Source organism: Xylophilus sp. GOD-11R (assembly GCF_033546935.1).
GTDB lineage: Bacteria > Pseudomonadota > Gammaproteobacteria > Burkholderiales > Burkholderiaceae_C > Xylophilus.
Genome location: NZ_CP137854.1, coordinates 2517028 through 2536731, shown reverse-complemented (window position 1 = coordinate 2536731; position 19704 = coordinate 2517028). Strand labels below are relative to the sequence as shown.

Below are 19704 nucleotides of genomic sequence, written 5' to 3'. Positions count from 1 at the left end.
GTCCTGCTCAAGGCGCCAGCTGGACCGACAGGCCCACCCGCTGCACGCCGGCGCGCTGGAGCTTGTCCATCACCTTGACCACGGTTTCGTACTTCACCGTGCGGTCCGCGCTGATGACGACCGCGCTGTTGCCGTTGCCGGGCGTTCCGTCGGCCTGAGGCAGGGCGGGGGCGGACTGCTGGATCACCTTCACCGCGTTGCCCACGTCGTTGAGCGTGGAGGGCGCGGTACGGTCGGGCGTCTTCACCTGCAGCGTTTCGTCCTTGCCGACGATGACCTGTATCACCTGGTCGGGCTGCTTGTTCGCCTTGCCGATCGAGGGCAGGTCGATGTTGCTCGGCGTGATCAGCGGCGCGGTGACCATGAAGATGATCAGCAGCACCAGCATCACGTCGATGAAGGGCACCATGTTGATCTCGTTGATGGTGCGGCGGCCTCGGCCGCGAGAAGCCATGGCGGGCATGTCAGTGTCCCGATGCGGTTTGAGCAGGAGCGCCGAGGTTGCGCTGCAGGATGTTGGAGAACTCCTCGATGAAGGTCTCCTGCTGAATCGCCACCCGGTCGATGTCGCGGGCGAAGCGGTTGTAGGCGACCACGGCGGGAATCGCGGAGAACAGGCCGATGGCGGTGGCCACCAGCGCTTCGGCAATGCCGGGCGCCACGGTGGCCAGCGTCACCTGCTGCAGCGCCGACAGCCCGGTGAAGGCATGCATGATTCCCCAGACGGTGCCGAACAGGCCGACGTAGGGCGAAACGGAGCCGACGGTGGCCATGAAGGAGAGACTGGACTCGATGGAGTCCATCTCGCGCTGGAAGCTCGCCCGCATGGCGCGGCGCGCGCCGTCGAGCAGGGTGGCGGGGTCTGCGACGCGGCGTTCGCGCAGCTTCTGGTATTCGCGCATGCCGCTGGCGAAGATGCGTTCCATGGGGCCGGCGTTCTTGGCGTTGGCGGCGGCCGCGGCGAAGAGGTCGTTGAGGCTGGTGCCCGACCAGAAGTCGCGCTCGAACTCCTCGTTGAGCGACTTCACGCGGCGCAGCGCGAAGATCTTGCGGAAGATGGCTGCCCAGCTGGCGATGGAAATTCCCAGCAGCAGCAGCATGACCAGTTGCACCACGAAGCTCGCGTTGAGCACCAGGTGGAGGATGGACATGTCTTGGTTCATGGTGTCTTTTTCAGGGCTTCGAGAATGTCGGCGGGAATGCGGGCCGGCCGCAGTGTAGAGGCTTCGACCCAGCCGATGCGGATGGTTCCCTCGCTGAGCAGCACGGGCTCGCCACCGGCCTGGGCCGGTCGCAGCCAGGCCTGTTGTGCGATTGTCAGGCAGGCGCGCCCGGCTTCCTGCAAGGACGCGTTAACCGTCAGTAAATCGTCGAGCCGCGCCGGCCGGTGATAACGCACCGCGGTGTCGCTCACCACGAACATGCCGCCGGTCGATTCGCGCAGCGCGCTCTGCTGCACGCCGAGCGAGCGCAGCCATTCGGTGCGCGCCCGCTCGAAGAACTTGAGGTAGTTGGCGTAGAAGACGATGCCGCCGGCATCGGTGTCTTCCCAGTACACCCGGATCGCGGTCGAAAAGCTCATGCCGCGAACATCAACCCAGCAAGGCCTGCAGTCGGCCGGCGGCTTCCTGCAGCTGTGCCATGGAGTTGGCGGTGGAAAACCGGATGCGCATGGCGGTGTCAGCGTTGCCGAAGTCGCGGCCGGGCGTGACCGCCAGGTGCGCCTGTTCCATCAGCGCGAACGACAGCTCCCAGCTGTCGGCCACGCCCAGGCGACGGCAGGCTTCGCTGCAGTCGGCCCAGGCGTAGAAGGCGCCGTCGGGCACGACCGGCACCGGCAAGCCGGCGGCGGCGAGCGCGGGCACGAAGAAGTCGCGCCGGGCCTTGAAGGCGTTGCGGCGGTGTTCGTACTCGGCGATGCTGTCGGGCTCGAAGCAGGCCAGCGCCGCGTGCTGGGCCACGGTGCTCGGGCAGATAAAGAGGTGCGCGGCCAGCTTGTCGATGACCGGCACCAGGGCATCGGGCACCACCATCCAGCCCAGGCGCCAGCCGGTCATGTGGAAGTACTTGCTGAAGCTGTTGATGCTGATCACGTCCGACTCGGCACCATCGAGCGCGAGCACGCTCTGGCCGAAGGTGTCGTCGTAGCTCAGGCCGAGGTAGATCTCGTCGAGCAGCAGCACTCCGCCGCGCTCGCGCACCACCGCGTGAATGCGGCGAAGCTCGTCGGGCGCGATGGAGGTGCCGGTGGGGTTGGAGGGCGATGCCAGCAGCACACCGCGTGTGTTGGGCCCCCACGCGGCGGCGACCTGGTCGGCGCTCAGCTGGTAGCGGTCGGCGGCGGTAGTCGGCAGCAGTACGGCGCGACCTTCGGCGGCGCTCACGAACTGCCGGTTGCACGGGTAGCTCGGGTCCGGCATCAGGATCTCGTCGCCGGCGTCGATCAAGGTCAGGCAGGCCAGCTGCAGCGCGGCCGAGGCGCCGGCGGTGACGACGATGCGCCGCGCCGGCACGTCGACGCCGAAGCGCTCGGCATACCAGTGCGAGAGGCGTTCGCGCAGCGGCATGATGCCGAGCGACGGCGTGTATTGCGTGGTGCCGCCATGCACCGCGCGGGCGGCGGCCTCCTGCACCAGGGGCGGCGCGGTGAAGTCCGGCTCGCCGACGTTCAGGAAGATCATCGGCCGATCGGTGTCGGCGAGTTCCCGCGTACGGGCGGCCGCCGCCTTGGCGACCTCCATCACGTAGAACGGCGTGATGCGCTGCGCGCGGCCGGACAGCCGCAGGGCGTCGGGCGTGCGGCTCAAGACTCGGCGCGCGGCTGGCGCTGGCGGTCGGCCGTGACTTCGTCCGGGCGCAGCTGCGGCGCCAGGCCGTTGAGCACCGCGTTGACGTACTTGTGCCCGTCGGTGCCGCCGAACTCCTTGGCCAGCTCGATGCATTCGTTGAGCACCACGCGCCAGGGCACGTCGAGGCAGTTGCGCAGTTCATAGACGCCGATCCACATCACGGCGTGCTCGATCGGCGAGATCTCGGCCATCTTGCGGTCGAGCAGCGGCAGGATCAGGGCGTCCTGGGTTTCGGCCTCGGCGATGCAGCCGTGCAGCAGCGCGTCGTAATGCAGCGAGTCAGCCTTGTGGAAGCCGGAGAGGTCACGGGTGAAGCGGTCGATCGCCGAGGGCTCGTTGCGGCCGACGATGTGTTGGTAGAGCGCCTGCAGCGCAAATTCGCGCGAGCGGGTGCGGGCCGACTTGGCCGAGGCCTTGCGCGCGCCGGTGGCGGTGCGGCCTGCCAGGGCTTTGGGGGCGCCGCTGGCGCCCGTGGGGCTCGGGGTGCCGGTGGCGTTGGCGTCGTCGGGGAGGTTCTGGGCTTCGGTCATACGATGTCTGAGAGCAGGTTCGCCATTTCGACGGCGACCCGGGCCGCGTCACGGCCTTTCTCGACCTGGCGCGCACGCGCCTGATCGAGGTTTTCGGTGGTAAGGATGGCGTTGGCGACGGGCAGGCGCGTGTCGAGCGAAATGCGGGTGACGGCCGCGCCGGATTCGTTGGCGACGAGCTCGAAATGATAGGTCTCGCCGCGGATGATGCAGCCCAGTGCGATCAGCGCGTCGTAACGGCCGCGCTGCGCCAGGTATTGCAGGGCGATCGGAATCTCGAGAGCGCCCGGCACGGTGACATGCCCGATGCGGTCGTCGGACACGCCGAGTTGGGCGAGTTCGGCCCGGCAGGCGGCGGCCAGCGCGCTGGTGACGTCTTCGTTGAAGCGCGCCTGCACGATGCCGATCGAGAGTTTGCGGCCGTCGAGGCGCTGGGCCTGGCCTTTGTTGGCGTCTTGCACGCGGAGTTCCTTTTTTTGTTGGATGGAGCGCGGGCCGTCTCAGCCCGTGACCGAATCGGCCTGCAGGTAGCCGGCGAGTTCGATGCCGTAGCCGGCCATGCTGGGCATGCGGCGCGGCTGGCCCATGAGCTGCATGCGGCGCACGCCGCATTCGCGCAGGATCTGCATGCCGATGCCGTAGGTGCGCAGGTCCATGCGGCCACGTTCCGGCGCCTGGGCGGCGCGGGCGGTGCCGTCGAACTGCGCCACCAGGTCGGCGGCGGATTCACCGCAGTTGAGCAGTACCACGACACCCCGGCCCGCGCCGGCGATGTGGCGCAGGCTGGCGTCGAGGCTCCACGAATGCATCGATCGGTCGACTTCCAGCGCGTCGAGCATGGACATCGGCTCGTGCACCCGGGCGGCGACGGCTTCGTTCTCGTCCCACTGGCCGCAGACCAGAGCCAGGTGCACGCCGCCGCTGGTGCTGTCGGCGAAGGCATGGGCGGTGAACTGGCCGGCCGCGGTGCGCAGCGGCCGGCTGCCGATGCGCCTGACCAGCGATTCGTGGCGGCTGCGGTATTCGATCAGGTCGGCGATGGTGCCGATCTTCAACCCGTGCTCGGCGGCGAAACGCTGCAGGTTGGGCAGGCGCGCCATGGTGCCGTCCTCGTTCATCACCTCGCAGATCACCGAGGCAGGGCTGCAGCCGGCCATGGTGGCGAGGTCGCAGCCGGCTTCGGTGTGGCCGGCGCGCACCAGCACGCCGCCGTCGACCGCCTGCAGCGGAAAGATGTGGCCGGGCTGCACCAGGTCGGACGCCTTGGCGCCGCGCGCTACCGCGGCCTGCACGGTGCGGGCGCGGTCGGCCGCGGAAATGCCGGTGGTCACGCCTTCAGCCGCCTCGATCGAGACGGTGAAGGCGGTGGAATGCTTGGTGCCGTTGCGGCTGACCATGGGCGGCAGCTCCAGGCGCTCGCAGAGCTCGCGCGAGAGCGTCAGGCAGATCAGCCCGCGGGCGTGTCGCGCCATGAAGTTGATGGATTCGGCGCTGATGTGGTCGGCCGCGATGACGATGTCGCCCTCGTTCTCGCGGTCTTCCTCGTCGACCAGGATGACCATGCGGCCGGCCGCGATCTCGGCCGTGATTTCTTCGACCGAGGAGATGCCCACGGTGGCGGTGGCGGAAGCGGTGGCGGTGTTCATGCGGCAGTCCGGGCGGCGGGCAGGGTGATGCCCTCGACCATGCGCGCCACGTAGCGCGCGACGGTATCGATCTCGAGATTGACCTTGTCGCCGGCCGACAGCCGGCCGAGCGAGGTGTGTTCGAGCGTGTGGGGAATCAGGTTGATGAAGGCGAGCGTGCCGTCGGGGCGGTCTTCGACGCGGTTGACAGTGAGGCTCACGCCGTTGACGGTGATCGAACCCTTGTAGGCCAGGTAGCGGCCGAGCTCCACCGGGGCCAGCACCCGGAAATCATGGCTTTCGCCGACAGGTTCCAGCCGCTCCACGATGCCCAGCCCGTCGACATGGCCGGAGACGATGTGGCCGCCGAGGCGGTCGCCGGCACGCAGGGCCTTTTCCAGGTTGACGCTGTGCAGGCGGTCGAGCCCGCTGGTCTTGTCCAGGGATTCGGCGGAAACATCGATGTGGAAGGTGGCGCTGGGCACGTCGAATTCGGTCACCGTCATGCAGGCGCCGTCGAGCGCGATGCTGTCGCCGGACATGACGTCGTCGAGATAGCCAGGGGGAGCCTGCAGCGTCAGTCGCTTGCCGTAGGCGGCGGTGGGGCCCAGGTCCCGCACCTCGAGGATGCGGCCCAGGCCGGTGATGATTCCGGTGAACATCCGGCAATTTTCGCAGGAATGTGCATCGCCCCGCCAAACCCGTGGCCTAAGCCGGCGGCGCGTCTTCGATGCGGGAGGCGGCGGGCTCGATTTCGCGGGGCTGCAGACGCGCCACGATGCGCAGGTCCGAGCCCAGGTGGTGGATGGTGTCGAAGGTCAACGTGTAGGCCTGTGAGAGGGCGGCCAGCGGCCCGAAGCGGGCCAGCGGCAGACCTTCGCCGAGCAGGCAGGGCGCGAGGTAGAGCAGGAGTTCGTCGACGACGCCGGCCTGCAGCAAGGCGCCGTTGAGTTCGGATCCGGCTTCGACGTGCAGCACCTTGATGCCCTGCTGCGCCAGGTCGAACAGCATGGCGCGCAGGTCGACCTGTCCGCGCGAGCCGGGCAAGGCGCAAACCCGCGCGCCCCGTGCGGTGAGCGCCGCCACCTGAACCGGATCGACGCCGCCTGCGCAATAGATGTGCAGTTGGCGGTCCGGGCCGAAGATCTGCGCATCGAGCGGCGTGCGCAGGCGGCTGTCGAGCACCACCAGGTCGGGCTGCCGCTGCACGGGCGCCAGGCGTACGTCGAGGCGGGGGTCGTCTGCCAGCACGGTGCCGATGCCGGTGAGCACGGCATCGGCCCGGCTGCGCCAGGCGTGGCCGTCGGCCCGGGCCTGAGGCGATGTGATCCAGCGGCTGTCGCCGTTGGGCAGCGCAGTGCGGCCGTCGAGCGATGCGGCCACCTTCATGCGCACCCACGGCAGATCGCGCGGCTGCCCGGGCTCATCGGTTCCAGCAGATGTCGGCGGTGGCGTCGGGTTCGGCATGGGAAATGGAGCGTTCGCCGGATTGGGAAAGAGTGAGGGTACCGCAGCGATCCGCCGTCTGCGCGCCTGTCGGCGCGGCCTCGAGCGTGAATTCGGTGTCTGTCGTCCGGACGCTCACCTGGTAATGGCCGCCCTCCACGCGCAGCAGGCTGGGCGGAATGAAAGCGGCAGCGGGGTAGCGGCCGACAGTGGTTGCTGCACGTTCCAGCCATTGCGCCGTCTGCACCAGTGATGCCCGCGCTGCGCCACGCCGCACGCGGGCGAGGTAGGTGGTATAGCTGGGCCAGGCGATGGCGGCCAGGATCGCGACGACCGTCACGGCGATCATCAGCTCGATGAGGCTGAATCCAGTGGAGCGGCGCCGACTCCGGCAGACATTCCGGGTCATGGCAACCGCCGCCAGCTTGGTCGCACGCCGGCCCCCTGACCCTTGAGCAGGGCGAGTGTCGCGCCGCCGGAAAGCGAGACCAGGGCGATTCCGCCGCCGCGTTGCACGGCCATCCGCCCGGTACCGCCCAGGGAAACGCGGCTCGACGTGGTGGCACCCTTCGCGATTGCGGCCCCGTTTCCCACCAATGCAGCAAAGACCGGGCTGGCCGATGGCTTTCCAGTGGTCAGGTCGAGCACCGTGAGCTTCTCGCCCGAGGGCGATTCGCTGAAGAACATCATCTTTGAGCCGGCGAAGGGCCGAGGTGCATGCAGTATCCGTTCGCCCGAATCCGGCAGGTCGAGAAACCAGCCGCGCACGTCTTTGAGGGCCTGGTCGTCGCCGCTGGAGGCACTGGTGCGATAGAAGCGGTCGGTGCCCAGTGCCAGGTCCCCTTCGAGCACCGATTGCTGAACCAGCACATCCCGTCTTGCGCCGGGTTTGTCGGGCTCGTTGACAGGTTGGCCTTCAGGCAGGGTTGCCGCGTCGTGCAGGCCGTAGATCGTCTGCACCTGACGGTCGGTGCGATCGTCTTCGGTGAGTTGCCGGCCGCTGCCGATGGCGAGCATCACGCCGCCTGCCGGATGGGGCAGCCATTCGGGAGCGCTGGTGAAAGCCTGGTGACGGCCGGCTGCATCGCGCGCCGTGAAGAGCGGCTTGCCCTGGAACGCGACATGCCAGGCGTCGGGCTTGCTCGAGGTGAGGTCGAACTTCCAGACATGGCCCAGCAAGTCGCCTGCGTAGGCGATGTCGGCCTTGCCGTCCGCGTTGGCGTCCATGAGCAGGGGCGTGGCCAAACCATTTTCGCCTCGGTACACGCATTTGGCCGGCATGGCGGGGCAGGACGGCTTCAGTCGGCGCAGTTCGCGCGAACCGTCCAGGTACTGCAGCAACAGGACTGGCATGCCGCTGTCGCTGCCTATGCCGTTGCCGAGGACGACGGCCCAGCGATCGTCGTTGAGCTTCACGATCTGGCGCGCCCCGGTGCCGGCAGCGTCCACCGAGGGCTCGGACACCAGATGGCCGATGTCCGCATCAGCGGTGGATGTCGTGTCGACCAGCACGGTACTGGCGGCGCTGGCTTCGGAAAAAAGCGCGGGCCGGTGCACGTCGAGCACGAAATAGCCTTTGGCTCCAGCGCCCGGAGAACCCACCAGCACGCGGGCGCCGGCCGCCTTGCCAACGAATATCGGGCCGTCGACGAAGTAGCGGTGTCGATAGGCGGGCCGGGTCAGCTCGACCAGCCTGGACACGATGGCACCAGGAACATAGGCCAGCCGCTCTTCGCCGGTCAGGGCATCGAAGCCATGCAGCATTCCGTCGTTGCCACCGACATAGACCATCGACGGGCCGTTCGTCGCGGCAGCTACCCGGTGCGCCGGAACGAACCAGGGCTGCGAATGGACGATGTCGGCTTGGCGGAAGGGGGTCGTTGTCGGCTTGCCCACCACTATTTTCAGGCGGCTGCGCAGCGCGCCACCTTGCACTGCCTCGGCGCGGTGGTCGCCTCGTGCATGATCCAGGCGCTGACGTCCGTCGGCCTCGTTGTCGCCCGCCGTCAAGCCCGCCTGTTGCGCGGCAGAAAGAGCGGACCATCGCAAGGCGATACCGGTGTTGCCGTCGTGGCTGAGCACCAGCCTTTTCGCCGGATCGAATGCCGCAGCATCCAGGCCGTTGTCGCTGCGCCAGGTCGAAGCCTTGGCCAGCACGCCTGCGGCATCGACGGGAAAGGCGAGTACGCGGCCGGACCAGTCGGCCGCGTCGTAGGAGGTCGTGAAGACCATGCGCGCCAGGCTCCCGTCGGCCTGCTCGACCAGAACCATCGGCGACATGGCCTGCGACGGTGGCGACTTGTCGTCTGGCGATTGCGCCAGGTCCATTGCCATCGCGGGCGTGGTGACGAGCCAGGCCAGGACGAGGGCGACCGGCAGCACGAAGACTGCCTTCATGTACCGCCGAAGAGCGGTGAGGGCACGAAGACCTCTTGCAGTAGGACCTGCGTGCCTGGGCGACGACCCTGCACCGAGGCGGTGATTCGAAAGACGAAAGGCCGGCCCGGGTCCGGCGCGAAGCGGATCGCTTCCTCGCCACCAGTCACGGTGAGCGCGTACGGAAACACTTCAATCCAGTACCGGGCGTTCTGGCTGAGGTAGGGGTTTGCCTGGACGCCCGCCGTCGATGGGGCTGTGCCGGCGTACTGGCCATGCACCGCAAAGGTTGGCACGAGATTGGCGGGGCTTGTCAGGGCGGGCAGGTGGGCGCGAAATTCGGCCAGCTGATCCGGATCGGTGGGCGCACAGATGCCGCGTCGGCACGGCTCGAGCTTTGGATCGGACCGGACGGCCTCCACCAGGCGTTCGTAGTCTTCATTCGTCCAGGGTGGCGCCACCCTGTCGCCGAAGGCACGGCAGCTGGACGGAGCGTCGTCGGACCGGCAAGCCGTTGCGTCGGACCATGCTCCACGGATTTCGGTTTCGGCATCGCGCAACAAGGCCTGGGCGGCGGCGAAGGCACCGGCGCGGTCGACGGCTGCGCCGTTCATCATCTCGGCGAGCAGCGTCACCCGCGAGGCGCCCATCACCGAGATGGAACAGAGCAGCAACAGCAGCATCACGAAAAACAAGGCCACGCCGCGTTCGCCATTGCGTCGATCAGATTTCGGCATTGCGTACCCTGAAGATTCCGCGCGCGACGAAGACGATGCGGTCGGCCAATGCAGGCGCGGCTATCGGTTTGCCGTCGCAGCCGAGCGCTGACCCGGCGCCGCGACGACCTTCGCTCGACAGCTGCAGGCAGATGCTTACGGCCAACACCCGGCTCGTAGTGTCGATCTTGTCGGCGCCCACATAGGCGATCTTTCCGTCCGGGTCGGCGATGGCGTACAGAACCTGAAGGTCGTCTACTCCCGAGACCAGCGCCTGCCAGGAGATCTTGGCGCCGCCGCTACCCTTGCAGTACAGCGCGGGCCGGCCGGCGTTGATGCTTTCGATGCCGATTTGGAATTCGCTGTCAACGTGGTTCGAATCGGCCGGGTGGTAGCCGAGGCAGTCGCGGTCATCGGTGCCGGGCTCATAGCTCAGGCGCAAGGTGTCGGATGCTCCCGGGCCGCCTTCCGTGCCGGAGACCGCCAAACCGGTGTTGTTCCAGCCCTGGAAGACGTGTGAAAACTGCGAGGGTGCGTCGGGCAGGGAAAAGCGGACGGATCCGGCACGGCGAACCTCGTCGCCGATGAGGCGCAAGGCCGTGTCGGCGCGCTGTTGCAGGTCGGCGGCATCGCGAGCGGCAGCTGCGGCTGACAGCGTCGCGAAAAGGGATGCGATGGCCACGATGACGACCATCAGCCCCAGCGCGATGCCCACCATGAGGTCGGCCAACATCGCGCCGCCCATGCGATGGCGCAGGCGTGCCTGGACGCGGAATTCACCGCGACACATAGGACACCTGGCAGAGCCGCCGAGTCGGACAGTCGAAGCCGCTATTGGCCAGCGTGACCGCGAAAGGCGCGGCGTCCAGCGCGGCTTCCGCGACCGGGATCCAGCGCTGGTTGGCCGGCCAGGTGATGGCGATGCCGACCTGTCGTGCATCGGTGTCGGACTGGAACACCGTCGCGTCGGCACCTGGCATGGCGGAGCGCAGCCCATGGCGAAGATTGTTCAAGTCATCCCATTCGAGGCTTCCGTCGGCGCGGGGCGCTGGGCGATGCAAGGCCATGCTGTCGTCGATGGCCGCTATGTATTGCAAAGCGTGGGCACGTTGGCTGGTGCCACGCGTGTCGACCAATTGCCGTGTCATCAGGCGCGCGACACCGAGCAGGCCGAGGGACAGCACCAGCAGGGCGATGAGCGAATCGATGGTGCCGAACCCGGCCTGGAGGCGTCGATGGGCCATGGCTCAGCAGTGTTCTCCCATGGCAATGCGCACGCGGCCGCCGAACTGGGAGCAAACGATGCGTGTTGCCGGATCGCCCGTGGCGGCGCCGGTCGGGCCGATGACGATGTGGACACCTTTGGTGGAAACCGCGCCATCGGCGAGATACTGGATAGCGCTGCTGCTGACGTCCGGAAGGTCGACCTGGACGGGCAGCGCGTGGACGGCGAGCAGCTTTTCCGAAGCATCGCGCTTCGTATTGCCGTCGAGATCGCGGAAGACTTCCCAGCCACAGTGCCGCCGCGCCGGTGGCGATATGCATTCCGTCCGCGGCCGAAAGCGCAAGGTGATGGCGGCTCCGCCGCGCACGGCTTCTGCCCGCGTCCAGGCGAGTGCGCCGACCAGGTCTTGCGCGGCGACCCTGACCTGCATGTCGCGCAACATGGACCGCAAACCCGGAAGACCCAGGGCCAGCAACACCGCCGCTACGAGCAGGCAGACCATGAGTTCGACCAGGAACACGCCGCGCATGGCGCGAATGAAGTGACTGGCGTGGAGGCGAGGCAAATGCACGTGATTGCAGCGGACTGGCAGCGGTCGAAATGGGCGAAGTGGGCAATAGTCCCTTGCCCAGCGCGGCCGGGCGCGCCACCCGTCGCACGGCGGTCACCGCTTGTCTGGCGGACAGCCGGCACAATCGTGGCTTACCCGCATTTGCCTATCCAGCAGCACCATGACCTTGCTTCAGACCATCGAGCTCGAGACCGCTCCGCAACCTACCGCTACCGTATTGCTCATGCATGGGCTGGGCGCCAGCGCCGACGATTTCGTGCCCATGGTTCCGCAGCTCGATCTGTCGGGTGTCGGGCCGGTGCGCTTCGTGTTTCCGCAGGCGCCGACAATGCCGGTGAGCATCAATGGTGGCTACCGCATGCCTTCGTGGTACGACATCGTGGTGTCTGACCTGGGGCGCCAGGAAGACGCAGCGGGCTTGCGCGCCTCGCGCGATGCCATCGAGGCATTGATCTTGCGCGAGAAGCAGCGCGGCATCGCTGCGAACCGCATCGTGCTGGCGGGCTTTTCGCAGGGCTGTGCCATGTCGCTGATGACAGGCTTGCGGCATGGCGAGCGCCTGGCGGGCATCGCCGGCATGTCGGGCTATCTGCCGCTGGCATCGACCACGGCGAAAGAGCGCCACCTCGCCAATGGCGATGTGCCCATCTTCCTGGCTCACGGCACGCGCGATGGCGTGGTGCCACTCGCGCGGGCCGAAGCCTCACGCGATGCGCTGCTGGAACTCGGTTATCCGGTGGAATGGCACACCTATCCGATGGAGCACACCGTTTGCCCGCCCGAAGTGCGGCAACTCGAGATCTTTCTTCAGAAGGTTCTGGCCTGAGCTTTCGGGTCCATCGAGACGGTCGGTCGGCGAATCAACGGCGGCGCTTGGGGCCGCGCGTCAGGTGCGTCACGACCAGGCCCGCGCCCAGGACGATCGCGAACCATCCCACCAGGTAACTGCCGGCGATGGTTTCGCGCAGGCCGGTTTCACCCATGAATCGGGGCGCCAGCAAGACTGCTGCGCCGATGACGATGCAGGCGATGCCGCGATAGAGAAAATTGGGGTTCATGGAAGCAGGCTTGAGATGAGGCCGCCATGGTGGCGCGCCGGGCGCCGATCGTACACGTGCCGGCAATCGGGCATTTAGTGTCAGGAAGCCGCCGACAAGAACCGAGAAAAATCTGATTCGACATGGTGCGAGGGCGCCCATGCTCACCGCGTGTTTCTCGATATGGACCGGCGGACACGCCACAAAATAAATCCACGTCGTTCTGCCTGGATTCTTTTTTCTTCCAGTCATTCATTCGCCCGGTTGATGCGGACCGTCACTTTCCATTGAAATGTCTGATTTATTGGTTGGGTCGCACCTTGCACGGTTGGTCGCCGCGCGCCTGGAGGCTGGGAGTAAGCTGTTTTACAGCCACCCGGAATATTGCGGGATGGGATTGCAATATACCGGCGGGGCGTTCATTTATGCAGAGGTGTATGACGGCAAAATGCATGTGCCCGCCAGCGGAGACGCGGACGGATTGAGCGGAGAGGCCGACGAGTACCGAATATTTCGGTGTCGTGAGGAATTCATCGCCTGGCTGACGCCGCAGACGGATGAATCATTGATGGGGCAGGACTTGCGAAATATATGGTTGCGCGCTAACCAGCGGTTGACCATTGCGCGTCTGCGCAAATTTGTTTTGTAGTGCTTGCCATATGGTGCGGCTGGCAAGGCTGGTAAGTATTCGGGTGATCGACGTGATGACTTCTGTTTCTGCAATCAGAGGATATTATTCATGTCGAATCCCCATGTGGCCCACGCGCACTGCAAAAACGTTTTAGTGTCAATAATGTTCCTGGGCGCCGCCGCAGCGATGGCCGCGGCTTCCCAGGATTGCGTCGGCGACATAGAGGAGCCTCCGATCGGCATGGTTGCCGCTTCGGACGAGTCGCTCTTGACCGAGGCCATCGGCTTGCCGGGTAACGGCGCCTTGTGTAAGGGGCGGGTGTTCGTCGTTGATAAACCGGTGAGGGTCTTTCGGGTGTGGGATGGGTCCAAACCGCACACCCAACACGGCCGTTGGTGGTCATTTTTTCCGCCGCTCGGGCCGCGTGAAAAATACGCCCGGGACAACGACATCTGTCCGGAGTGGTCGCCCCTGGATACGGTGAGTTCCTGCATGCTGAAACCAGGCGCCAGAGTCGTCATGGGCCCCGGACAGGGGGCGCAGTGTGCCGACCGCGTTTTGCCGCCCTCGAGCGTGAACCAGGTCTACATACCGAACGACGGGCGCCAGCAGATTCTGTTTGTCGACCACTGCGGTGACGGCTCGCCCTGGCCTGAATGACCGGTCGTATCCATCACGCTTTTGCTGATTCCGGAGGCGGGCAACGGCCTGTTAGCATGCGGCGCAGTTCAGGGGCTTCGCGCGCGATTGCCGGGCGATTCAGCAGGGTTTCCTGGATCTTCGGCAGCGCGCTGGCACCGCCCTCGCATATCCTCTCGGCCGCCCGGTTGCCGGCGCCGTATCCACACATAACGACAAATCCCTGTTTCGCCCATGACCAGCACCGACGAGCGCCTTGCCGCATTGACCCCGCAGCGCCTCCAAGGCATGCGCCGCGGCATCGAGAAAGAAAGCTTGCGCTCCTTGCCCACGGGTGCGCTGGCACTGACACCGCATCCGCATCCGCTGGGTTCGGCGCTGACCCATCCGCATATCACCACCGACTTCAGTGAGTCGCAGGTCGAGCTGATCACCGGCGTGCATGCGAGTGCCGAGGCATGCATGGCCGAGATTACCGAGGTGCACCAGTTCGTGCATCGGGCCATGGCAGCACTGGACGCCCATGGCGACGAGAACCTGTGGGTGTCCAGCATGCCTTGCGGCCTGCCGTCGGACGAGACCATCCCGCTGGGCCGCTACGGTACTTCGAATGTCGGTCGCGCCAAGAGCGTCTACCGCATGGGGCTGGGTCATCGTTACGGCCGGCGCATGCAGACCATTTCGGGCATTCATTACAACTGGTCGCTCCCCGGCGTGAGCAGCGAAGAGTATTTCGACCTCATCCGAAATTTTCGTCGCCATGCGTTCCTGCTGCTGACGCTGTTCGGTGCTTCTCCGGCCGTCTGCGGCAGCTTCGTCGAGGGCCGGCCTCACCAGCTGGAGCCTATCGGTGAAGGCAGCATGCACATGCCCTACGGCACGTCGCTACGGATGGGGCGCCTTGGTTACCAGAGCGACGCCCAGGCAACGCTTTCGGTCAGCTACAACAGCCTGGAAGGCTATGCGGCCTCACTGCAGGATGCGCTGACCCGGCCCTATCCGCTCTACCGCGACCTCGGCATCCGCAATCCAGGCGGCGAATACAACCAGTTGGCGACCACGCTGCTGCAGATCGAGAACGAGTTCTACGGAACCATCCGGCCCAAGCGCACCATCCGCCAAGGGGAGCGGCCATTGCATGCCCTGCGTGAGCGTGGCGTGGAATACGTCGAAGTGCGCTGCATGGATCTCGACCCGTTCAACCCGGTCGGTATTTCGGCGCAGACGATGCGGTTCATCGACATCTTCCTGCTGCACTGTCTGTTGAGCGACAGCCCGCCCGACACGCCCGCCGAGATCGCCGAGCTGGCGCACAACCAGCACCTGACGGCGGCGCGGGGACGTGAGCCGGGCCTGGTACTCAGCCGCCAGGGCAAGCCGGTGGCGTTGGTCGACTGGGCCGATGAAATTCTGACCGCCTGCCTGCCGATCGCCCGTGCAGTCGACGCCGCGGAAGGAAGCGTCGCGTATCTGCAGGCGGTGCAGGCGGCGCAGGCCGCGATGCGGTCACCCGAAACCCTGCCTTCGGCTCGCGTGCTGGCAACCATGTCCTCGCAATTCGGCGATTCTTTTGTGGCCTGCACCCGGGCACAGTCGGTGGTGGCCCGCGATGCGTTGCTGGCCATGCCCTGGACCGAAGAGCAGCAGGCGCGTTTCGAGGCGGCGAGTCGACTGTCGTTTGCCGAGCAGAAGCGCATCGAGGACGCCGATACCATGCCGTTCGAGATTTACCGCGAACAGTACGTGTCGCCCAACCGGCTGGTGCCGGCGCGGCTCGCTGCCGTTCCCGCCTGAGACGGGCGACCGGTCAGATTCCGCACAGGGGCGGTCTCGGCCGTCCCTTTTTGTTTCCGGCGCCCACCGCGACGACCCTACCATGCGCTCCCATGGCTACGACCCCCAACTTTCTGACGCGTGCCGCATCTGCGGTTCGCCGCCATCCCTGGCGTGCGGTGGCTTGCCTGCCTGCGCTGCTGGTGGCCTATGTACTGCTGCTGATTCCATTCACCCCGAGCATCGGCGACATCCGAAAGGCCCGCACGGAACGCCCCGCGGTGTTGCTGTCGGCCGATGACAAGGTGCTGGCCGAGTTTCGGCGGGCGAATCGTGAATGGGTGAAGCTCGCCGACATCTCGCCGCACGTGGTCGATGCGCTCATCGCCACCGAGGATCGGCGGTTCTACGAGCATGGCGGCATCGACTTCCGGCGCACTGGCGCGGCCGTGCTCAACACCCTGCACGGAGACCGGCAGGGCGGGTCCACCATCACGCAGCAACTCGCGCGCAACCTCTATCCCGACGAGATCGGGCGCGCGGTCAGCCTGACCCGCAAGGCCAAGGAGGCGATCACCGCGCTGAAGATCGAGGGGGTGTATTCCAAGGACGAGATCCTGGAGACCTACCTCAACACCGTTTCCTTTCTCTACAACGCGGTCGGCATCGAAATGGCCGCGCGCACCTACTTCGACACGACCGCCGACAAGCTCGACCCGCTGCAGAGCGCCACCCTGGTCGGCATGTTGAAGGGCACCAGCTACTACAACCCGGTCAATAACCCCGATCGTGCCCGCGATCGCCGCAACATCGTGCTGGCGCAGATGGTGCGCTCCGGCGCCTTGCCCGAAACGCGTCTGGCCGAGTTGCAGAAGACACCGCTGAAGGTGGACTTCGAGCGCCAGACCGATGCCACCGGCCCGGCGCCGCACCTGGCGCGGCAACTGCGCAACTGGCTCTTCGACTGGTCCGAACGCAACGGCTACGACATCTACGCCGACGGCCTGCGGGTGCGCACCACCATCGATTCACGCCTGCAGGACTTCGCCAACCGCGCGGTGCAGAAGCAGGCCGATCAGCTCCAGCGGTCGGCCGATGCGATGTACGCACCGCGTGCCTGGAACCCCAAACGCCCGGAAATCCAGGCGATGGTCCGTGAGACCGCTGCCTACAAGAGCGCCCGTGACGGTGGCGCCGACGATGCGGACGCGCTCAGGCAGGCGTTCGCGGACGCGGATGCGATGAAGGTGTTGCGAGTGCAGAAATCACGGCTGCAGGCCGGCTTCATGGCGCTGGACCCGCGCGATGGCCAGGTACGTGCCTGGGTCGGCAGCCGTGGCTACGCCGAAGACCAGTTCGACCACGTCTCCCAGGCACGCCGGCAGCCGGGGTCGACTTTCAAGCCCTTTGTCTACGGCACGGCCTTTGCCCAGGGCATTTCGCCCGACGAGAGCTTCATGGACGAGCCGATCCAGCTGGCGCTGGGCAATGGCCAGGTCTGGAGCCCTACCGACGAAGGCGAGCCGAGCTACGCACCGATGACCTTGCGCGATGGCCTGGCCTTCTCCAAGAACATCATCACCGCGCAACTCATGCAGCAGGTGGGCCCGAAGAACGTGGCCGACCTCGCGCGCGCCATGGGGGTGCGCCAGAGCAAGCTGGACGAGGTTCCGTCCCTCGCGCTGGGTACCAGTCCGGTCACCTTGAAGGAGATGGTCACGGCCTACGGCAGCATCGCCAATGGCGGCAACTTCATCGAACCGATTCTGGTGCTGCGCATCGAGGACCGTGACGGCAAGGTGCTGGAGGAGTTTCACCCCGGCACGCCCGAAACCGCGTTGGCCCAGGCGCCGGCGCAGACCTTGCTCGACGCCATGCGCGGCGTGATCGACCGCGGCACCGGCGCCGCCATCCGCAGCCGTTACGGCATCCGCGGCGATCTGGCTGGCAAGACCGGCACGACGCAGGACAACACCGACGGCTGGTTCATCCTGATGCATCCGCAGTTGGTGGCAGGCGCCTGGGTGGGTTTCAACGACAGCCGCATGACCATGGGCGGCAGCTGGGGACAGGGCGCTCGTAGCGCATTGCCGATGGTGGGTGATTTCATGGCGGCGTCGCTGAGAGCCAAGGTAGTCGATGCGGCCGCCGAGTTCGACGCGCCGCGTCAACCGATCGCACCAGCACAGCCGGATCCGTCGACCAGTCCGCCGGTCGAACGGCCCGAGAACCTCTTTCGGCCGGGCGGGGAGGGCGAGGGCAACGGGCCGATTTCGCTGCTGCCGCCCACGCAGGCGCAACCGGTCGCGATGCCGCAGGACATGCAGGTTCCGACTGCGCCGTCAAGTGGTCCACCGCTGTCGCAGGCGGCGGGAGATGCTGGGCTTACAACCGCGGAGAAGCCGGCTTCCTCGGGTTCGCTGACGCGCTTGTCGCCCAGCGAAGCGGACGTCCGGATCGGTCCCCGGCCCTGATGCCGGATGGTTGCCGCTCCGGTCAGGCGCGCCGGCGCATCCGTGCCGACAACCGACGGGTTTTCCGCGCATTCTTCTTGTGGTGCATTCGGCTATTAATAATCCCGTTGCTATTTATTTTCAATTAACTGATCTCGTTTCAGTTCGCCCACAACATTACGTTGAGTTTGTTCACGTCGATTTGGGAACTTAATGCCAGCCACCATCAACCATGGGGGCATGCGACGATGGACGTTTCTCTGGCAGTCCGACGAGGCATCGCCGCGCTCGGTGCGGAGCGGGTCCGCGACGAACCCAGCGGCACAGACAGTTGGCGCCCGCGCACCACGATCGCCGATGTCGCCTATATCGGGCCGGTGGCGGCACTCGGTCCGGCTTGGCGATTTCTCAGCAATTGGCATGGCCAATGGAATCAGAGCGCGTTGATGCCGCAAGACCGCGTCGCCTTCGGCCCGCGTACACGGTGCGCGGTTTCGACGGCCGCAACATGCTCCTGGCCGAGCGCGGCTGGTACTGGCGCAACGACCTGGGCCGCGCGTTCGCGGACGGGCAAGAGGCATATATGGCCATCGATGTGGGCCACCTCGCCGGACCATCCGCGGAACTGCTGGCTGGTCGCTCGCTCGCAGGTGCGGTGATCGGCGTTCGTGGGGCACGCGGCGAGCTGCGCTACGACCTGTTCTGGGGAGGCCTGCTGTATCGCCCCCGCCATTTCCAGACTTCCCGTGCGATCCTGGGTTTTTATGTCGGCTATGGTTTTTAGCTCGCCGAAATGCATCTGGCACGACTCCGACAAGATTCGACTGCTGCCGATATCGGAACTTCGTCGGTGACATTGTCGTGCGACGGCGCAGCCGGTGCATTGGCCGGTCTGAACACGAACGTCGGCTAGAACACCGACAACCCGGTCGCACTCACAAACATCTCCAGCGCTTCCATCCCCAGTGCCGAGTTGCCGCTGTGATCGAGCCCTGGCGACCAGACACACAGACTCAGGGTGTCGGGCACCACGGCGACGATGCCGCCGCCTACGCCGCTCTTGCAAGGCAGACCAATGCGGTAGGCAAATTCTCCGGCGGCGTCATAGGTTCCGCAGGTCAGCATCAGGGCGTTCAATCGCCTCGCCTGGCGGTCGGTGACGACCTGGGTGCCGTCTTCCAGCGGATGTGCGCCGTCTCGGCACAGGTAGCCGGCAGCGCGCGCGACCTGCGCGCAGCTCATGGCGATGGAACACTGGTGAAAGTACATGTCGAGCGCGGATTCGACGGGGTTGTCGATGCGCTGGAAGCTTTTCATGAAGTTCGCCAGCGCCACGTTCCGATAGCCGGTCGCAGCCTCCGATGCGGCCACTTCCTCGTCGAAGACGACTGCTTCACCGCAAAGGCTGGACAGCAAGGCCAGCACCCGGCGTTTGGCATCGCCATGGGTGACCAGACGGTCCGCGACCGCGATGGCGCCTGCGTTGATGAACGGGTTGCGGGCGATGCCGCGTTCGGTTTCGAGCTGGATCAACGAGTTGAACGGATTGCCCGAGGGCTCGCGCCCGATGCGCTGCCAGAGCTCCTCGTCCGGCAATGTCTGCATCGCCAGCGTCAGGGTGAACAGCTTGGAAATGCTTTGGATGGAGAACGCCAGATGCGCATCGCCTGCCGCCGCTTCATGGCCGTCGCGGGTGCGCAGCGCGATGCCAAAATGTGCAGCAGGCACGCGGGCGAGGGCGGGAATGTAGTCGGCCACCTTGCCCGCGCCGGCGGCCGCTCGCGGTGCGAGCGCGTAGGCGATTTCCTCCAGGATGCCTTGCAGATCCACCGG

The 19704-nt window shown here is 66.3% G+C and carries 23 protein-coding genes and 1 pseudogene; 7 read left to right on the top strand and 17 right to left on the bottom strand.

Features of this window, described 5'->3' with window-relative positions; translation table 11 throughout:
- Window positions 1-7: 7 nt before the first annotated feature.
- The 15 genes from R9X41_RS11980 to R9X41_RS11910 are packed head-to-tail and all read right to left on the bottom strand — an operon-like array spanning window position 8 to window position 11296.
- On the bottom strand, window positions 8-463 hold the full coding sequence (locus tag R9X41_RS11980) for a biopolymer transporter ExbD (protein WP_318635089.1): 456 nt from the start codon (window positions 461-463) through the stop codon (window positions 8-10).
- A 1-nt stretch (window position 464) separates the two neighbouring features.
- Entirely contained in the window at window positions 465-1163 is a 699-nt protein-coding gene (tolQ, locus tag R9X41_RS11975) for a protein TolQ (RefSeq protein WP_318635088.1), read from the bottom strand.
- A complete protein-coding gene (gene ybgC, locus R9X41_RS11970; RefSeq protein ID WP_318635087.1) occupies window positions 1160-1582 on the bottom strand; it encodes a tol-pal system-associated acyl-CoA thioesterase in 423 nt (140 codons plus the stop codon). The genes tolQ and ybgC overlap by 4 nt, the downstream gene beginning before the upstream one ends.
- 10 nt (window positions 1583-1592) lie before the next feature.
- A complete protein-coding gene (locus tag R9X41_RS11965) occupies window positions 1593-2786 on the bottom strand; it encodes a pyridoxal phosphate-dependent aminotransferase (RefSeq protein WP_318635209.1) in 1194 nt (397 codons plus the stop codon).
- Between the two features lie 17 nt (window positions 2787-2803).
- Window positions 2804-3379, bottom strand: a complete 576-nt coding sequence (nusB, locus tag R9X41_RS11960; RefSeq protein ID WP_318635086.1) for a transcription antitermination factor NusB — start codon at window positions 3377-3379, stop codon at window positions 2804-2806.
- Entirely contained in the window at window positions 3376-3840 is a 465-nt protein-coding gene (gene ribH, locus R9X41_RS11955; RefSeq protein ID WP_318635085.1) for a 6,7-dimethyl-8-ribityllumazine synthase, read from the bottom strand. The genes nusB and ribH overlap by 4 nt, the downstream gene beginning before the upstream one ends.
- 39 nt (window positions 3841-3879) lie before the next feature.
- Window positions 3880-5025: a bifunctional 3,4-dihydroxy-2-butanone-4-phosphate synthase/GTP cyclohydrolase II gene (gene ribBA, locus R9X41_RS11950; protein ID WP_318635084.1), complete on the bottom strand. Its 1146-nt coding sequence runs from the start codon at window positions 5023-5025 to the stop codon at window positions 3880-3882.
- Window positions 5022-5666, bottom strand: a complete 645-nt coding sequence (locus R9X41_RS11945; RefSeq protein WP_318635083.1) for a riboflavin synthase — start codon at window positions 5664-5666, stop codon at window positions 5022-5024. Before R9X41_RS11945 ends, ribBA begins: the two co-directional genes overlap by 4 nt.
- Before the next feature lie 46 nt (window positions 5667-5712).
- Window positions 5713-6471 (bottom strand): RibD family protein, encoded by a 759-nt coding sequence (locus R9X41_RS11940; RefSeq protein WP_318635082.1) that lies wholly within the window; start codon window positions 6469-6471, stop codon window positions 5713-5715.
- Window positions 6428-6859: a type IV pilin protein gene (locus R9X41_RS11935; RefSeq protein ID WP_318635081.1), complete on the bottom strand. Its 432-nt coding sequence runs from the start codon at window positions 6857-6859 to the stop codon at window positions 6428-6430. The genes R9X41_RS11940 and R9X41_RS11935 overlap by 44 nt, the downstream gene beginning before the upstream one ends.
- A complete protein-coding gene (locus tag R9X41_RS11930) occupies window positions 6856-8847 on the bottom strand; it encodes a pilus assembly protein (protein ID WP_318635080.1) in 1992 nt (663 codons plus the stop codon). Before R9X41_RS11930 ends, R9X41_RS11935 begins: the two co-directional genes overlap by 4 nt.
- Window positions 8844-9563, bottom strand: a complete 720-nt coding sequence (locus R9X41_RS11925; RefSeq protein WP_318635079.1) for a pilus assembly protein — start codon at window positions 9561-9563, stop codon at window positions 8844-8846. The genes R9X41_RS11930 and R9X41_RS11925 overlap by 4 nt, the downstream gene beginning before the upstream one ends.
- Window positions 9550-10287: a PilW family protein gene (locus R9X41_RS11920; RefSeq protein WP_318635078.1), complete on the bottom strand. Its 738-nt coding sequence runs from the start codon at window positions 10285-10287 to the stop codon at window positions 9550-9552. The genes R9X41_RS11925 and R9X41_RS11920 overlap by 14 nt, the downstream gene beginning before the upstream one ends.
- Before the next feature lie 31 nt (window positions 10288-10318).
- On the bottom strand, window positions 10319-10786 hold the full coding sequence (locus tag R9X41_RS11915; RefSeq protein ID WP_318635077.1) for a hypothetical protein: 468 nt from the start codon (window positions 10784-10786) through the stop codon (window positions 10319-10321).
- Window positions 10787-10789: 3 nt separating this feature from the next.
- Window positions 10790-11296 (bottom strand): GspH/FimT family pseudopilin, encoded by a 507-nt coding sequence (locus R9X41_RS11910; protein WP_318635076.1) that lies wholly within the window; start codon window positions 11294-11296, stop codon window positions 10790-10792.
- Between the two features lie 202 nt (window positions 11297-11498).
- Between R9X41_RS11910 and R9X41_RS11905 the strand changes: the two genes are divergently transcribed.
- Window positions 11499-12164 carry an alpha/beta hydrolase gene (locus tag R9X41_RS11905; protein ID WP_318635075.1) on the top strand — a complete coding sequence of 222 codons (666 nt, stop codon included), beginning with the start codon at window positions 11499-11501 and terminating at the stop codon, window positions 12162-12164.
- A gap of 34 nt (window positions 12165-12198) precedes the next feature.
- On the opposite strand, the gene R9X41_RS11900 is transcribed toward R9X41_RS11905, so the two are convergent.
- A complete protein-coding gene (locus tag R9X41_RS11900; protein ID WP_318635074.1) occupies window positions 12199-12396 on the bottom strand; it encodes a hypothetical protein in 198 nt (65 codons plus the stop codon).
- A gap of 271 nt (window positions 12397-12667) precedes the next feature.
- Between R9X41_RS11900 and R9X41_RS11895 the strand changes: the two genes are divergently transcribed.
- The 6 genes and pseudogenes from R9X41_RS11895 to R9X41_RS23695 all read left to right on the top strand — a co-directional run bounded on the left by R9X41_RS11895 (window position 12668) and on the right by R9X41_RS23695 (window position 18655).
- Complete coding sequence (locus tag R9X41_RS11895) at window positions 12668-13024, top strand: hypothetical protein (RefSeq protein ID WP_318635073.1); 357 nt, start codon at window positions 12668-12670, stop codon at window positions 13022-13024.
- Between the two features lie 90 nt (window positions 13025-13114).
- Window positions 13115-13666, top strand: coding sequence for a hypothetical protein (locus R9X41_RS11890; RefSeq protein WP_318635072.1), 552 nt, complete (start codon window positions 13115-13117; stop codon window positions 13664-13666).
- A 213-nt stretch (window positions 13667-13879) separates the two neighbouring features.
- Entirely contained in the window at window positions 13880-15439 is a 1560-nt protein-coding gene (gene gshA, locus R9X41_RS11885; RefSeq protein WP_318635071.1) for a glutamate--cysteine ligase, read from the top strand.
- 92 nt (window positions 15440-15531) lie between these two features.
- Window positions 15532-17892 (top strand): penicillin-binding protein 1A, encoded by a 2361-nt coding sequence (locus R9X41_RS11880; RefSeq protein WP_318635070.1) that lies wholly within the window; start codon window positions 15532-15534, stop codon window positions 17890-17892.
- 227 nt (window positions 17893-18119) lie between these two features.
- Window positions 18120-18287: pseudogene (locus R9X41_RS23700) on the top strand (hypothetical protein); the annotation flags it as partial.
- 92 nt (window positions 18288-18379) lie between these two features.
- Window positions 18380-18655 (top strand): ShlB/FhaC/HecB family hemolysin secretion/activation protein, encoded by a 276-nt coding sequence (locus R9X41_RS23695; RefSeq protein WP_412556689.1) that lies wholly within the window; start codon window positions 18380-18382, stop codon window positions 18653-18655.
- A gap of 125 nt (window positions 18656-18780) precedes the next feature.
- Here the strand turns inward: R9X41_RS23695 and R9X41_RS11870 are convergent, their stop codons facing one another.
- Window positions 18781-19701 carry a glutaminase gene (locus R9X41_RS11870; protein WP_318635069.1) on the bottom strand — a complete coding sequence of 307 codons (921 nt, stop codon included), beginning with the start codon at window positions 19699-19701 and terminating at the stop codon, window positions 18781-18783.
- Window positions 19702-19704: the final 3 nt, after the last annotated feature.

Coding starts and splice junctions, on each gene's coding strand:
- R9X41_RS11980 (WP_318635089.1), bottom strand. CDS start 463: ATGCCCGCCATGGCTTCTCGCGGCCGAGGCCGCCGCACCATCAACGAG.
- tolQ (WP_318635088.1), bottom strand. CDS start 1,163: ATGAACCAAGACATGTCCATCCTCCACCTGGTGCTCAACGCGAGCTTC.
- ybgC (WP_318635087.1), bottom strand. CDS start 1,582: ATGAGCTTTTCGACCGCGATCCGGGTGTACTGGGAAGACACCGATGCC.
- nusB (WP_318635086.1), bottom strand. CDS start 3,379: ATGACCGAAGCCCAGAACCTCCCCGACGACGCCAACGCCACCGGCACC.
- ribBA (WP_318635084.1), bottom strand. CDS start 5,025: ATGAACACCGCCACCGCTTCCGCCACCGCCACCGTGGGCATCTCCTCG.
- R9X41_RS11945 (WP_318635083.1), bottom strand. CDS start 5,666: ATGTTCACCGGAATCATCACCGGCCTGGGCCGCATCCTCGAGGTGCGG.
- R9X41_RS11940 (WP_318635082.1), bottom strand. CDS start 6,471: ATGCCGAACCCGACGCCACCGCCGACATCTGCTGGAACCGATGAGCCC.
- R9X41_RS11935 (WP_318635081.1), bottom strand. CDS start 6,859: ATGACCCGGAATGTCTGCCGGAGTCGGCGCCGCTCCACTGGATTCAGC.
- R9X41_RS11930 (WP_318635080.1), bottom strand. CDS start 8,847: ATGAAGGCAGTCTTCGTGCTGCCGGTCGCCCTCGTCCTGGCCTGGCTC.
- R9X41_RS11925 (WP_318635079.1), bottom strand. CDS start 9,563: ATGCCGAAATCTGATCGACGCAATGGCGAACGCGGCGTGGCCTTGTTT.
- R9X41_RS11920 (WP_318635078.1), bottom strand. CDS start 10,287: ATGGGCGGCGCGATGTTGGCCGACCTCATGGTGGGCATCGCGCTGGGG.
- R9X41_RS11915 (WP_318635077.1), bottom strand. CDS start 10,786: ATGGCCCATCGACGCCTCCAGGCCGGGTTCGGCACCATCGATTCGCTC.
- R9X41_RS11910 (WP_318635076.1), bottom strand. CDS start 11,296: ATGCGCGGCGTGTTCCTGGTCGAACTCATGGTCTGCCTGCTCGTAGCG.
- R9X41_RS11905 (WP_318635075.1), top strand. CDS start 11,499: ATGACCTTGCTTCAGACCATCGAGCTCGAGACCGCTCCGCAACCTACC.
- R9X41_RS11900 (WP_318635074.1), bottom strand. CDS start 12,396: ATGAACCCCAATTTTCTCTATCGCGGCATCGCCTGCATCGTCATCGGC.
- R9X41_RS11895 (WP_318635073.1), top strand. CDS start 12,668: ATGTCTGATTTATTGGTTGGGTCGCACCTTGCACGGTTGGTCGCCGCG.
- R9X41_RS11890 (WP_318635072.1), top strand. CDS start 13,115: ATGTCGAATCCCCATGTGGCCCACGCGCACTGCAAAAACGTTTTAGTG.
- gshA (WP_318635071.1), top strand. CDS start 13,880: ATGACCAGCACCGACGAGCGCCTTGCCGCATTGACCCCGCAGCGCCTC.
- R9X41_RS11880 (WP_318635070.1), top strand. CDS start 15,532: ATGGCTACGACCCCCAACTTTCTGACGCGTGCCGCATCTGCGGTTCGC.
- R9X41_RS23695 (WP_412556689.1), top strand. CDS start 18,380: ATGCTCCTGGCCGAGCGCGGCTGGTACTGGCGCAACGACCTGGGCCGC.